Origin of the sequence: Nitrospina gracilis Nb-211 (assembly GCF_021845525.1) — a bacterium.
In the GTDB taxonomy this organism is placed as follows: domain Bacteria; phylum Nitrospinota; class Nitrospinia; order Nitrospinales; family Nitrospinaceae; genus Nitrospina; species Nitrospina gracilis_A.
In genome coordinates this window covers 2,155,309-2,167,352 of record NZ_JAKJKD010000001.1, presented here as the reverse complement: position 1 = coordinate 2,167,352, position 12,044 = coordinate 2,155,309, and the positions used below count along the sequence as shown (strand labels likewise).

Below are 12,044 nucleotides of genomic sequence, written 5' to 3'. Positions count from 1 at the left end.
GGAACGCGGCCTATGGACATAGAATGGTGGATTGACGGAGAGGTGCTGTTGCGGTTACTGCTGGCCATCGTTCTGGGCGGCGTGGTGGGTCTGGAACGGGAAATCCATGGCCGCCCTGCCGGGTTCCGCACGCACATTGTGGTGTGCCTCGGCGCGACGGTGATGATTCTCGGCACGGAGTATTATTCACAAAGCATGGAGTCGGGGACCATTCTCGACGTCAACCGCATGTCGGCGGGCATCATCACCGGCATCGGCTTTCTGGGTGGTGGGGCGATCCTGCGCGAATCGGACATGGTGCGCGGGCTGACCACCGCCGGGTGCGTGTGGTTCGTCGCCGGGCTCGGCATCGTTATCGGCAAGGGCATCTACCCACTCGCACTCTGGGCGACGTTGTTTGTATTCATCATGCTGTTTTTTTTCCGCTTCGTGGGCGACTGGATACCGATCGATCAATACAAGGCTGTGGTGGTGCAGACCAGTCTGACGCAATACGAAAACGTGCGGCGGAAATGTGCGGAGGTGTTTCTTCACCACGGGTTTAGCGTGGAGGACATTCACTTCAAGCTGAATAAAAGCAGGAATGAAGCGGAGATCGACTATCGGTTGTCGTTCAAGAAGGGGACCGACCGGGAGGCCGCGCTGATCGGTATCTCGCAGATTGAAGGGGTGCTGGAGGTGAGGGGGTGAAGGAATCGGGCCTGGCCCGCAGGCGGCATTACGCCGCCTGCTTGACCATTTCGCCCTGATAGTATTCGTCGCTTTCCGACTCTTTCGGCTGAAGCTGAACCACCTTCAGGTTGGTGGCGAGGCCCAGTTTCCGAAGCAGGCTGATGACCATCCACGTCGGGTCGATTTCCCACGGGTGCAGGCCGTGCCGTGCGGAGCTGGGGAAAGCGTGGTGGTTGTTGTGCCAGCCTTCGCCAAAAGCGAGCATGCCCACCCACCAGCAGTTGGTGGAAAGGTCTTTCTGCAGTTTGAAATTCTTGTAGCCGAACATGTGTGAGGCGCTGTTCACCAGCCAGGTCTGATGATAAACCAGGACCACGCGGACGAAGATGCCCCAGATCACCCACGGCAGACCGCCGATGGCGTACAGCAGGCAACCGAACGCGATCTGGATCTTGATGAAGTGGTTGTCCATGAACCGGTAAAACTTGTCGTCGTTGAAGTCCTTCGTGTAGTCCAGAAGCTTCTGCTTATCGTCAAAGTCCGAATGCACGTAAAACATCCAGCCGATGTGCGACCACCAGAACCCGCGCGCCGCGCTGTGCGGATCGCCGTCGGTGTCCGAGCTTGCATGATGCATGCGGTGCTGGGCGACCCATTTGATGGGGCCGTTTTCGCAGGCCAGCGTGCCGATGAACACGAAGAAGTAGGCCAGCCATTTGGGCATTTCAAAACTGCGATGGGTCAGGTAGCGGTGGAACCCGAGGCAGATGCCCAGAGATGCCGTCATCCAGTTGAGCACCAGCATCACCGCCACGGCGCTCCACGAAAAGGCGAAGGGAAAAACGGCGAGTAACGCCATGGCGTGCAGGAAGCCGAAATAATAAACATTGGCCATGCTGAACCGGTATTTGGGATTGAACTCTCGAATTTCGCCCATGGATTTCCTCTCCACCTGAGAATGAGTTAGAATGAAATAGAAGCAATGGAGTTCGCTTCTGTACTCCCATACAAGATATATTTAATTGGTTTTATTGGGTGTAAAAGAAATGTAACATTTGAAAAAGGCTCAATTTGAAGGACTTGCCCCGCCGGTTTAGGTGGATTTCCGACAGGGCCCCTGACCTGATTTTGGGAGACGCTGTTTGGCCATCATGAGCAAATTGAGAACGTTGTTTCACCCCATCATGGTGTTCATCGGGGTGCAGATCGCCTGGGTGTTTTTGATGGCGATCTGGATCAACTGGTACCTGAAGAACCGTCAGGACTTTCAGGAGTTCGCCCAGCGCCTCAGGCCGGAGCTGTTTTCCCCCGACCTCAACTGGGTCATCCTCATTGAAGGATGCGTGTTGATGCTGTTCATCCTGGGCGGGGTGATGATCATGTTCGTCTATTACAACAAGCAGGCGCGCCTGAACCGTATGCAAAGCGACTTCATCTCCAGTGTGTCGCACGAGCTGAAATCGCCTTTGGCCTCGATCCAGCTCTACCTGGAGACGATGAAATACCAGAAGCTGTCGCCTGAGGAGGCGCGCGATTTCGTGGAGACCATGCTTTCCGACACGGAACGCCTGTCCGCGCTGATCGAAAACATCCTGGAAGCCAGCAGTCCGGAATCCAAAAACATGCAGTTGCAGTTGAAGCCGGTGGAAATGAAGCCCTTCCTGGAAGAGCTGGTGCAGAGCCACCGGCGCCAGTTCGAAGAAAAGAACTGCGAAGCGCAATTGGAAATCGAAGAAGCGCCGACGTTGAACCTGGACAGGCGCGCCATGCGCATGGTGTTCAACAACCTCATCGGCAACGCACTCCGTTATTCCTCCTCCGGACAGCCGTTCAAAATCCGCATGCACCGGCAGGGGAAATTCTGCCAGATCGATTTCATCGACCAGGGCATCGGCATGGACGAAAAAGACCGCAAGAAAGTATTCAAAAAGTTTTACCGGGTGCGCAATCCGCAAACCCAGAACATCGAGGGAGCGGGACTGGGATTGTACATCTGCCACGAGATCGTGAAGAATCACAAGGGATACATCGAAGTGAAAAGTGAAGGCCGGGATAAGGGGTGCATGTTTACGGTGCTCCTGCCTGCAAATGGAACCGTCCCGGTTTCCTCCAATCATTCGTAACAAGAACAAAGTCATGGCAAAAGGAAAAAAATTACTGCTTGTCGAGGATGAGAAACACCTGGCCAAGGGGTTGAAGTTCAACCTCGAAAAGGAAGGGTACCAGGTGACCATTGTCGAGGATGGGGAATCCGCCCTCAAGGAATATGAGGAGGGTTTTTACGAAATGATGATCCTCGATCTCATGCTTCCCGGCATGGGAGGATTGCAGGTCGCACGCAAAATCCGCAAGACCGATTACCGGTTTCCCATTCTGATGTTGACGGCGAAATCCACCGACGACGACCGCACGGAAGGTCTGGAAGCGGGCGCGGACGACTACCTCACCAAGCCGTTTCATCTGCCGGAACTGCTCCTGCGGGTCAAAGGCATCCTGCGCCGCAAGCAATGGTACCAGCAGGTTTCGCAAAAAGAAGATGTGTACCGCTTTGACGATATGTGGATCGATTTCAAAACCGGCAAGGCGCGGGGTCAGGACGGCGAGTTTTACCTGACGTCGAAAGAAATCATGATCATGAACCTGTTGATCGCCAATGAAGGCAAGCCGGTGTCGCGTGAGGAGTTGCTGGAGAAGGTCTGGGGCTATGCTCCGGATACGGAGACGCGGACGGTGGACAACTTCATCGCGCGCCTGCGCAAGCATTTTGAAAAGAAACCGCAGAAACCCCGCTTCATCCAAACGGTTCGTGAAAAGGGGTACCAGTTTGACGTCGAAAAATAAATTCGACCTGGATGGAGATCCCGAGCCCGGCTTATGGGATCGCCTGTGGGAACCGGCTTCCGAGCCGTGGAAACCGGTTTCCGGCCTGGCGCTGGGGTGCACGTCGGTGGCTTTCGCCTATCTCCTGTACCTGATGGCGGCGGACCCGGGGATGATGGAGCGTGCGGCATTGCGCTTCCTGCATCAGGTCAACCTTGTGTTTCATGAATTCGGTCACCCGGCGTTTGGCATTTTCGGTGAGACCATCGGCATTCTGGGTGGCACGCTGGGGCAGTTGTTGATTCCGTTTATTGTGACGGTCGCCTTTTGGCGGCAGCGCGACACGGTCGGGTTCGCGGTCGGCGCGTTTTGGTTTTTTGAAAACTTTCTGGATATCGCCGTGTACATGGCGGACGCGCGGGCCCTGCGTCTTCCCTTGATCGGCGGGCTCGGTCCGGAAGCGCACGACTGGCGCAACCTGTTTTTTCAATGGGGCTTGATCATGCAGGACACGAAAATCGCCGGGGTCACCCGCGCGCTGGGGTGGGCTGGTATGATCTGGACCTGGATCTGGCTTGGCTGGCGTTGGCTGGCCGGTGATCGCAAACCCTACCCAAGAGGCAAGTATGGATGAACAAATCGAAAAACTTCTCGTTGCATTGATGGTGATTATTGAAAAGGAGGGTGGGGAGTACCGCCTGAGTACCAGCGCGTTTGAAAGCATGTTCGAGGAGCGCCATCAAAAAGGCATCCAGGTGCAGGAACGCGGTGAAGAAGGCATTTTTCTGAAACTGGGCAACATGACCGTCCGTCCGGACGAAGCGCAGAACAACTGATCGCTTCGTACGCGGTGGTGGAAGGGAAACTCATATCCAGAAAAGCGTGTCCCTCACGCGGAAAGTGATTTATGGAATTGAGCAAGTTCATGGAAGGGTTCATCAAGCGCAATCCCGGCGAGCCGGAGTTCTACCAGGCTGTGCAGGAAGTGGCGACATCGGTCATCCCCTACATCAACGAACATCCCAAGTACATCAAATCTCGAATTTTGGAACGTCTGTCGGAACCGGACCGCATCATCATCTTCCGCGTCTGCTGGGAAGACGATAAGGGCAAGTACCGCGTCAACCGGGGGTACCGCGTGCAACACAGCAACGCCATCGGTCCCTATAAGGGCGGCCTGCGGTTCCATCCGTCGGTCAACCTGAGCGTGCTGAAGTTCCTCGCCTTCGAACAGACATTCAAGAACAGTCTCACCACCTTGCCGATGGGTTCGGCGAAAGGCGGAGCCAATTTCGATCCCAAGGGAAAATCGGAGCGCGAGATCATGCGCTTCTGTCAGGCGTTCATGACGGAGCTGTCCAAGCACATCGGTAACAACATCGACATTCCCGCAGGCGACATCGGCGTCGGCACGCGCGAGATCAGTTTCCTGTTCGGGCAGTGGAAGCGGTTGCGCAACGAATTCACCGGCGCGCTCACGGGCAAGGGATTGGAATTTGGCGGCAGTCACATCCGCAAGGAAGCCACAGGTTATGGGTGTGCGTACTTTATGGAAAGCATGCTGAAGCATCGCGGCGATTCCATCAAGGGCAAGACCTGCATCGTGTCCGGGTCCGGCAACGTGGCGGTGTTCACTGCCGAGAAATTAATGGACCTCGGAGCGAAGGTGGTCACGTTGTCAGATTCTTCCGGCATGATATACGATAAAGACGGGCTCAATGAAGAGAAACTGGAGTTCGTCAAAGACCTGAAGCTGTTTAAAAAAGGGCGCATTGCCGAATACTCGGATAAATTCGACTGCGAATACCATGAAGGCAAAAAACCCTGGGGTGTGAAGTGCGATCTGGCGTTTCCATGTGCAACAGAGAATGAGTTGTTTCAGGACGATGCGAAGGAATTAATAAAAAACGGTTGCATTGCAATTGCAGAGGGTGCCAATATGCCCTGCACACCGGAGGCAATCCGTGTGTTCCAGGAGGAGCGCATGTTATACGCTCCGGGCAAGGCATCGAATGCAGGTGGGGTTGCGGTTTCCGGATTGGAGATGACGCAGAACACCACCTACATGGCTTGGTCGGGAGAAGATGTGGATCTGCTTTTGAAGGGGATCATGGCGGACATCCATCAACAGTGCATCAACTATGGTGTTGTGGATGGCGGCTACATCGATTATGCGAAAGGCGCCAATCTGGCGGGATTCAAAAAAGTGGCTGACGCGATGATGGCTTATGGAGTTCTCTAACATGAAATACGAAATGAAGAGATATGCGACAGTCAAATTGGATCTGGTTCGTTGTCATTGCAGTAATACTGAATGGTTCATCCGTCTGGGCGGCGAAGGATGCCGACCGGCCTGCCTATAATCTTTCCAGGTATAAAGAAGACTATTCGTTTTTGCGGGACGCCTCCCGGCGGACCGATTACCTGGATTCCCTGAAATACATCCCTCTCGACAAACAGGGGGACTTTTATTTTTCCCTGGGCGGCGAAACCCGCCAGCACTTCGAATACATCGATAACGAAAACTGGGGTGCGGGTTCGCAGGACAGCAACGGCTGGTACCTGCAGCGTTACCTCCTGCATGCGGACTTTCATGCAAAAGACAGCTTTCGCCTGTTCTTCCAGTTGCAGACGGGAACGGAGTCGGGTCGCGCAGGCGGACCGCGCGGCGTCGATGAAGACCGCATGGACGTCAACCAGCTGTTCGCCGATTTCAAAATTCCCGGAAGCGGCGCATCGCGTTTCACCCTGCGGCTGGGTCGGCAGGAAATCATCTTCGGTGCGCGCCGGTTTTTCAATTACCGCGAGCGGCCGAACCTGCGCCTCAGCCACGATGCCGCCATGCTGATGTGGCAGGACGAGGCAACGACGGTGACTGGGTTCGTCGCGCGGCCGGTGCAGATCTCACGCGATTTCTTCGACAACAATTCCGGCAACGAACAAAGCTGGTGGGGTCTCTACGGTGTGCACAAAACCAGCTGGAGTTTTCCGGCGAATGTGGACCTGTATTACGTCGGGCTCAATTTCGAAGCGCATAGGTTCGATCAGGGAGTGGCCAACGAGATCCGCCACACTGTCGGTGCACGGCTTTGGGGAAAGGAAGGGGCACTCGATTACGATTTCGAGTTCGTGTACCAGTTCGGCACGTTCGGCGATTCGCAAATCAGTGCGTGGGCGGTAGCCTCGGACACGGGGTACACCGTACCCTTTATGGGAGAACGCTCCGCACGGTTCAGCGTACGGGCGGACGTGTACAGCGGCGACAACAACGCCTCCGATGGCGATCTCAATTCCTTCAACCCGATGTTTCCGAAAGGCAAGCACATCAGTCAGAGCGCGCCGGTGGGCCTCACCAACAGCTACCAACTGCAACCGCGCATCACCGTGAAGTGGGACAGGCACTGGTCGGCGACGGCGAGCACCATGTTCGTCTGGCGCGAGTCTCTGAACGACGGTGTGTATTCCATCGGCAACGGGTTGTTGCGGACCGGGCAGTTGAGCAATGCGCGTTACGTCGGCACACAGCAGGAGGTGGAGATCAAGTACACCTTCGACCGGCATCTTGATGTTCGAGCCATCTACAACCACTTCGAGGCCGGATCGTTCATCGAGCAGACAGCACCCGCGAATGACATCGTCTATTGGAGCGGCCTGCTCACCTACCGCTTCTAGCCGGCTTTGGTTTCGTCACCTTCGTAAAACACGATGGTGACTTTTTCTTCGGTGATGAGTCCGGAGGTGACGATGCCTTCCAGTTTCGGCAGGATGTGGTCGATCTTCTCGCGCGTGTCCACCACCTCGATCACGATAGGGAGGTCGGTGGACAGGCGCAGGATCGACGTCGTGTGGTAATGGCTGGTTTTGCCGAAGCCGTCGGTGCCGCGCAGGACCGTCGCTCCGGCCAGCCCCTCCTTGCGGAACAGCTCGACCAGGTGCTTGTAGAGAGGACGGCCTTCATGGCGATCGTCTTCCCCGATGAAGATGCGCAACAATATGGCTTGGGTTTCTTTTTTCATGATTACAGGTTCACCGAGATAAGACGGCCCAGATACACGCCGAGAAGGGCGAGCGCGACCGACCCGACCACGTTCAGGCTGAACAGGCCAAGCTCATTCTGCTCGAGCAGTTTGAACGACTCATAGCCGAAGGTGGACATGGTGGTGAAGGAACCGAGCACGCCGATGGTCAGAAACACGCGCGTCTCTTCCGTAAACACGCCTTTGAACTCCGACAGGTACATGATGAGGCTCAAAAGAAAACTGCCGATAAAATTCACGCCGAGCGTGCCCAGCGGGAATGTGACGAGGCCGTTTTGAATCCAGCCGCTCACCCAGAATCGTAAAATCGCGCCGGCAAACCCGCCCGCTCCGATCAGCAGTACCAGTTGCATGCCCGCCGCTCCTCCCGGTTTTGAAACCTGTCCGCTCGCGGTTCAAGAAAGACCGCCGCATTCTAACATTCTTTATATGAAAACGGGCATCTCAGGGAACGATTTGCGTTCCGGCTTCACCCTCTACCGCGCGTTGCAGGTCGTTGAGGTGAGCGATGATCACCTTCCGGCCTCCGCGTTTCAGAAAGTGGATGGCGGCTTCGACCTTCGGTTTCATACTGCCCTCGGCAAAGTGATCGGCATTGAGCAGGGTTTCCATTGCTTCCACATTGGCTTCAGTGATGGGACGCTGGGCGGGCGTGTTGAAATCCCGGTACACGCACGGCACCTGGGTGAGGATGATGAGGGTCTCGATGCCGATCGAGGCGCCGAGCAGGGCGCTGGTGTGATCCTTGTCGATGACCGCTTCGATGCCATCCAGGCTGCCGTCGGCGTTGCGCACCACCGGCACCCCGCCGCCTCCCGCGCCGATGGCGATGATGCCCATATCCAGCAACCGGTGAAACAGATCCTGTTCGACGATTTCCAGCGGCCGGGGGGAGGGGATGAGCCGCCGCCAGCCGCGTCCGGCGTCTTCCTTTAGCACCCATCCGCGTTCCTGTTCCAGACGCCGCGCTTCCTCTTCGGAGTAAAACACGCCGATGGGTTTTGTCGGGTGCTGAAAGCCCGGGTCGTTGGGATCGACCACGACCTGGGTGATGACCGAGATACAGCGCTGGTCGATGCCGTGTTTCCTGCAAACGTTGTCGAACACGTTTTGCAGAATATAACCGATACGCCCCTGGCTGTCGGCGACGCACACGTCCAGCGTCACCTGCCTCTTGATTTCATGAACGGTCAGTTCCTGCTGGAGAAAAATCTGCCCGACCTGCGGCCCGTTCCCGTGGGTGAGGATGATTTTGCCATACCCTTGTTTGAGCAGAGGCACCACCTGCTCCATACTCCGGCGGGCGATGATGAATTCTTCCTTTTGGATGGGCTTGTGGTCGCCGGGGATGTTGAGGGCGTTGCCGCCGAAAGCGATCAGCAGACTGGGTTTGGCACTGGACGGACTCATGCAGGTGGAACTCCCCGTAGGTCAAAGCCCCTGTGTTTTGAGAAAACCATCGAGCACGGTGTTCAGGTTCGGCGTACCCCGCTCGGCCAGTTCGTAGCGCACGCGCACCGTGGGTTTGTCGATGCGCACGATGCGGGACAGGTCGATGGGCGTGCCGATCACCACCAGGTCGCACTCGACCGCATGGATGGTCCGCTCCAGGTCCTGAATCTGTTGCGGGCCATACCCCATGGCGGGCAGAAGCGCGCCGATGCCCGGATACCGGTCGAAAGTGTCGCGGATCGTGCCTTGGGCCCACGGACGTGGATCGACAAGTTCGCGCGCTCCCTGCCGCTGTGCGGCGAGGGTGCCGGCGCCGTATCGCATTTCTCCATGCGTCAGCGTCGGGCCGTCTTCCACCACCAGCACGCGCCGCCCTTCGATGGACGCATCGCCCTCGAGTGTGATCAACGAATCGGCATCGATGACCTCCGCCTTCGGATTGTGTGCGGCGATCGTGTCCCGTAGTTTCCGTACTGCTTCCGCTTCGGCGGAATCGAGCTTGTTGATGATCACGACGTCGGCGCGTTTCAGGTTCACTTCTCCGGGATGATACTGCAACTCGTGCCCGGCGCGATGCGGATCGGCCACCACGATCTCCAGATCGGGCCGGTAAAACGGGAAGTCGTTGTTGCCGCCGTCCCAGAGAATGATATCCGCTTCTTTCTCCGCTTCACGCAGGATGGCCTCGTAATCGACGCCCGCGTAAATCGCCGCGCCCAGGTCGATGTACGGTTCGTACTCTTCCATTTCTTCAATCGTGCAATTGTGTTTTTTGAGATCGTCCAGGCTGGCGAAGCGCTGGACTTTCTGTTTCTCCAGGTCGCCGTAGGGCATGGCATGGCGGACGGCGGCGACCCGTTTGCCTTTTTCTTTGAGGAGACGGACGATTTTGCGTGAAGTCTGCGACTTGCCGCACCCGGTGCGCACGGCGCAGACCGAGATGACTTTTCGGGACGAGGGCAGCATGGTGGAGTCCGGACCCATCAGCCAGAAATCCGCCCCGGCTGCCATGGCGTCCGAAGCCCGGTGCATGACGTATTCGTGCCGCACGTCACTGTAGGCGAACACGACGCGGTGCACACCGTGCTCGCGGATGAGGCAGGTCAGTTTTTCCTCAGGAAAAATGGGGATGCCGTCTGGATACAGTTTGCCGGACAGGCCGGGGGGATAACGCTTGTCCTCGATGCCGGGGATCTGCGTGGCGGTGAAGGCCACCACTTCGTATTCGGGGTTGGCGCGAAAGAACACGTTGAAGTTGTGGAAATCGCGTCCCGCCGCGCCCATGATTATGACTCGCGTTTTCGCATCTGCCATCGCTTCACCGGTTCCGCACAGCGTGAAAGGGAAGGTGTCTCAGAACCTGAGGAACTGTTTCATCTTCATGGTACCGCCTCTTTTTCCTTCATTGTACGAATTTTCAGGCAGGGAATTCAAACCCCTGCCCTGAAGTTGGTTTTAGAGGAAAGAGCGGAGGAAGCCACCGGACGCCAGGCGCGTGCGAAGAGTTCCGCCAGGTATCGCGTGGTGTGGTGGAATGCGTTTTCTTTTCCCGGCACCGGTTTCACATGAATGAACTGCATGCCTGCATCGATCGCGCCGCCGTCGGTGATGTAGTTGTCGCCGACCATCACCACCTTGGCCGGATCGTCGAGTTTCAGGTACTCCCGCATGGCGGTGCGGAACCCTTCCGGGTCCGGCTTGGGCGGCACGTTGGTGACCACGGGAATATCGCCGAACTGCTCGAAGCGGTCCTCAAAGGCGTTGGTGAACAGCGCGACTTTCAATCCCACCGCCCGCATCAGTTTGACGTGCGTCACCACGGAATCGGAAAACGTGCGGGTGTGGTGCGGACCCAGCGTGCCATCCACATCCAGCAGAACGCCTTCGATGCCGTCGGCGAGGAGGCCATCGACCGACACGTCTTCAAACCGTTTCACACGGCGGTAGGTTTTCAGTCGACCGGGAGAAAAGGGCAGTGCGAGGAAGCGCGCGACCTTCACCCATTTGAGTCCTTCGCGCGGCGCGGGGGAAGTGTCCTCAGCCATGGTGCCACCGAACTCCGGTCATCTGTCCGCTGATGTCCCACAGCCGGTCCTGCACGGCGGTATCGTAGGACAGAGGCAGGGTGGGCACGGAGCGCTTGCGCACGAAGTAGGTGCCGGTGACGTTTTCCACCGTGGGCGAGGCGGCAAGGTGAATCAGCGTTCGCGCGCCGTTCTGCGGCCGGATGTAAAACGGGCGTGCAAACACTTTCGCCAGCTTGTACCACAATGGCCCCGCGTGGCCGAAGTTCGTCGCCACCACGCCGGGGTGCATGGCGTTCACCGTGATGCCCGTCCCCTCCAGCAGGCGCGCCAGCTTGTAGGTGAACAGGATGTTCGCCAGTTTCGACTGCGCGTAGGCGGACATGGCGCGGTAACTTTTCTTCTCGAAGAACGGGTCGTCGAAGCGGATGGAGCCAATGAGGTGCACGATTGACGAAACGTTGATGATGCGCGACGGGGTGCCCGTTTTCAACAGGTCCAAAAGGCGCAGAGTCAAAACGTAATGCGCGAGGTGGTTGACGGCGAAGGTGGTCTCGTAGCCGTCTTCGGTCAGCTCCCGCTGTCCCTGCAAAAGCCCGGCGTTGTTGATGAGCACGTGCAGGACGTTGTGACGCGCCCGCACGTTCTCTGCCAGTTCCTCCACCTGGTGCAGCGAGGCGAGGTCGGCGATCATCAGCTCCATGTTGTCGTTGCCCGTGCGCATGCGCAGGGAAGCCAGCGCCGCTTCGCCTTTTTCCGGGTTGCGGCAGACGAGGATCAGGCGTGCGCCCATGTAGGCCAGTGCGCGGGCGGTTTCGTAGCCGATACCGGAGTTCGCGCCGGTGATCAGGCACGTTCGGTTCTTCATGCTGTTGGAGATCATGGTGATTCGGAGCCTGCCAAAAACCCGGGGTAAACGGGCCATAAAGAGGATATAAGTATAAACCAAAGTCGGGTTGATTGCATTTCTCAAGGCGTCATGATAAAGTATTCAGTTACAATAAGTTATAACATGATCGTGACGGCGGTTGAGAGCCGC

At 57.1% G+C, this 12,044-nt stretch carries 14 protein-coding genes; 7 read left to right on the top strand and 7 right to left on the bottom strand.

Going from position 1 to position 12,044, the window contains the following annotated elements:
• Window positions 1-12 precede the first annotated feature (12 nt).
• A complete protein-coding gene (locus J2S31_RS10260; protein ID WP_237098998.1) occupies window positions 13-690 on the top strand; it encodes an MgtC/SapB family protein in 678 nt (225 codons plus the stop codon).
• Between the two features lie 28 nt (window positions 691-718).
• Here the strand turns inward: J2S31_RS10260 and J2S31_RS10255 are convergent, their stop codons facing one another.
• On the bottom strand, window positions 719-1,609 hold the full coding sequence (locus J2S31_RS10255) for an acyl-CoA desaturase (RefSeq protein WP_237098997.1): 891 nt from the start codon (window positions 1,607-1,609) through the stop codon (window positions 719-721).
• Window positions 1,610-1,823: 214 nt separating this feature from the next.
• Between J2S31_RS10255 and J2S31_RS10250 the strand changes: the two genes are divergently transcribed.
• The 6 genes from J2S31_RS10250 (at window position 1,824) to J2S31_RS10225 (ending at window position 7,164) form a co-directional block, all read left to right on the top strand.
• Window positions 1,824-2,795, top strand: coding sequence for a sensor histidine kinase (locus J2S31_RS10250; RefSeq protein WP_237098996.1), 972 nt, complete (start codon window positions 1,824-1,826; stop codon window positions 2,793-2,795).
• 13 nt (window positions 2,796-2,808) lie between these two features.
• Window positions 2,809-3,513, top strand: coding sequence for a response regulator transcription factor (locus J2S31_RS10245; protein WP_237098995.1), 705 nt, complete (start codon window positions 2,809-2,811; stop codon window positions 3,511-3,513).
• Window positions 3,497-4,126, top strand: coding sequence for a hypothetical protein (locus tag J2S31_RS10240; RefSeq protein ID WP_237098994.1), 630 nt, complete (start codon window positions 3,497-3,499; stop codon window positions 4,124-4,126). Before J2S31_RS10245 ends, J2S31_RS10240 begins: the two co-directional genes overlap by 17 nt.
• The gene (locus J2S31_RS10235; protein ID WP_237098993.1) at window positions 4,119-4,328 is read left to right on the top strand and encodes a hypothetical protein; all 210 of its coding nucleotides are present in this window, start codon (window positions 4,119-4,121) and stop codon (window positions 4,326-4,328) included. Before J2S31_RS10240 ends, J2S31_RS10235 begins: the two co-directional genes overlap by 8 nt.
• 71 nt (window positions 4,329-4,399) lie before the next feature.
• Window positions 4,400-5,734: an NADP-specific glutamate dehydrogenase gene (gdhA, locus tag J2S31_RS10230; protein WP_237098992.1), complete on the top strand. Its 1,335-nt coding sequence runs from the start codon at window positions 4,400-4,402 to the stop codon at window positions 5,732-5,734.
• Between the two features lie 23 nt (window positions 5,735-5,757).
• Window positions 5,758-7,164 carry an alginate export family protein gene (locus J2S31_RS10225; RefSeq protein WP_237098991.1) on the top strand — a complete coding sequence of 469 codons (1,407 nt, stop codon included), beginning with the start codon at window positions 5,758-5,760 and terminating at the stop codon, window positions 7,162-7,164.
• Here J2S31_RS10225 and J2S31_RS10220 read toward each other — a convergent pair.
• The 6 genes from J2S31_RS10220 to J2S31_RS10195 form a co-directional block, all read right to left on the bottom strand.
• Window positions 7,161-7,508 carry a DUF190 domain-containing protein gene (locus J2S31_RS10220; RefSeq protein WP_237098990.1) on the bottom strand — a complete coding sequence of 116 codons (348 nt, stop codon included), beginning with the start codon at window positions 7,506-7,508 and terminating at the stop codon, window positions 7,161-7,163. The two genes, J2S31_RS10225 and J2S31_RS10220, sit on opposite strands and share 4 nt — an antisense overlap.
• Before the next feature lie 2 nt (window positions 7,509-7,510).
• Complete coding sequence (gene crcB, locus J2S31_RS10215; RefSeq protein WP_237098989.1) at window positions 7,511-7,882, bottom strand: fluoride efflux transporter CrcB; 372 nt, start codon at window positions 7,880-7,882, stop codon at window positions 7,511-7,513.
• Between the two features lie 91 nt (window positions 7,883-7,973).
• On the bottom strand, window positions 7,974-8,939 hold the full coding sequence (locus J2S31_RS10210) for a carbamate kinase (protein WP_237098988.1): 966 nt from the start codon (window positions 8,937-8,939) through the stop codon (window positions 7,974-7,976).
• 21 nt (window positions 8,940-8,960) lie between these two features.
• Window positions 8,961-10,295: a cyclic 2,3-diphosphoglycerate synthase gene (locus J2S31_RS10205; protein WP_237098987.1), complete on the bottom strand. Its 1,335-nt coding sequence runs from the start codon at window positions 10,293-10,295 to the stop codon at window positions 8,961-8,963.
• A 116-nt stretch (window positions 10,296-10,411) separates the two neighbouring features.
• Window positions 10,412-11,026, bottom strand: a complete 615-nt coding sequence (locus J2S31_RS10200; RefSeq protein WP_237098986.1) for an HAD family hydrolase — start codon at window positions 11,024-11,026, stop codon at window positions 10,412-10,414.
• On the bottom strand, window positions 11,019-11,873 hold the full coding sequence (locus tag J2S31_RS10195) for an SDR family oxidoreductase (RefSeq protein ID WP_237098985.1): 855 nt from the start codon (window positions 11,871-11,873) through the stop codon (window positions 11,019-11,021). The genes J2S31_RS10200 and J2S31_RS10195 overlap by 8 nt, the downstream gene beginning before the upstream one ends.
• Between the last annotated feature and the right edge of the window lie 171 nt (window positions 11,874-12,044).

Bases quoted from the DNA above. Each gene is read 5' to 3' on its own strand.
- J2S31_RS10260 (WP_237098998.1), top strand. From the start codon at position 13: ATGGACATAGAATGGTGGATTGACGGAGAGGTGCTGTTGCGGTTACTG.
- J2S31_RS10255 (WP_237098997.1), bottom strand. From the start codon at position 1,609: ATGGGCGAAATTCGAGAGTTCAATCCCAAATACCGGTTCAGCATGGCC.
- J2S31_RS10250 (WP_237098996.1), top strand. From the start codon at position 1,824: ATGAGCAAATTGAGAACGTTGTTTCACCCCATCATGGTGTTCATCGGG.
- J2S31_RS10245 (WP_237098995.1), top strand. From the start codon at position 2,809: ATGGCAAAAGGAAAAAAATTACTGCTTGTCGAGGATGAGAAACACCTG.
- J2S31_RS10235 (WP_237098993.1), top strand. From the start codon at position 4,119: ATGGATGAACAAATCGAAAAACTTCTCGTTGCATTGATGGTGATTATT.
- gdhA (WP_237098992.1), top strand. From the start codon at position 4,400: ATGGAATTGAGCAAGTTCATGGAAGGGTTCATCAAGCGCAATCCCGGC.
- J2S31_RS10225 (WP_237098991.1), top strand. From the start codon at position 5,758: ATGCGACAGTCAAATTGGATCTGGTTCGTTGTCATTGCAGTAATACTG.
- J2S31_RS10220 (WP_237098990.1), bottom strand. From the start codon at position 7,508: ATGAAAAAAGAAACCCAAGCCATATTGTTGCGCATCTTCATCGGGGAA.
- crcB (WP_237098989.1), bottom strand. From the start codon at position 7,882: ATGCAACTGGTACTGCTGATCGGAGCGGGCGGGTTTGCCGGCGCGATT.
- J2S31_RS10210 (WP_237098988.1), bottom strand. From the start codon at position 8,939: ATGAGTCCGTCCAGTGCCAAACCCAGTCTGCTGATCGCTTTCGGCGGC.
- J2S31_RS10205 (WP_237098987.1), bottom strand. From the start codon at position 10,295: ATGGCAGATGCGAAAACGCGAGTCATAATCATGGGCGCGGCGGGACGC.
- J2S31_RS10200 (WP_237098986.1), bottom strand. From the start codon at position 11,026: ATGGCTGAGGACACTTCCCCCGCGCCGCGCGAAGGACTCAAATGGGTG.
- J2S31_RS10195 (WP_237098985.1), bottom strand. From the start codon at position 11,873: ATGAAGAACCGAACGTGCCTGATCACCGGCGCGAACTCCGGTATCGGC.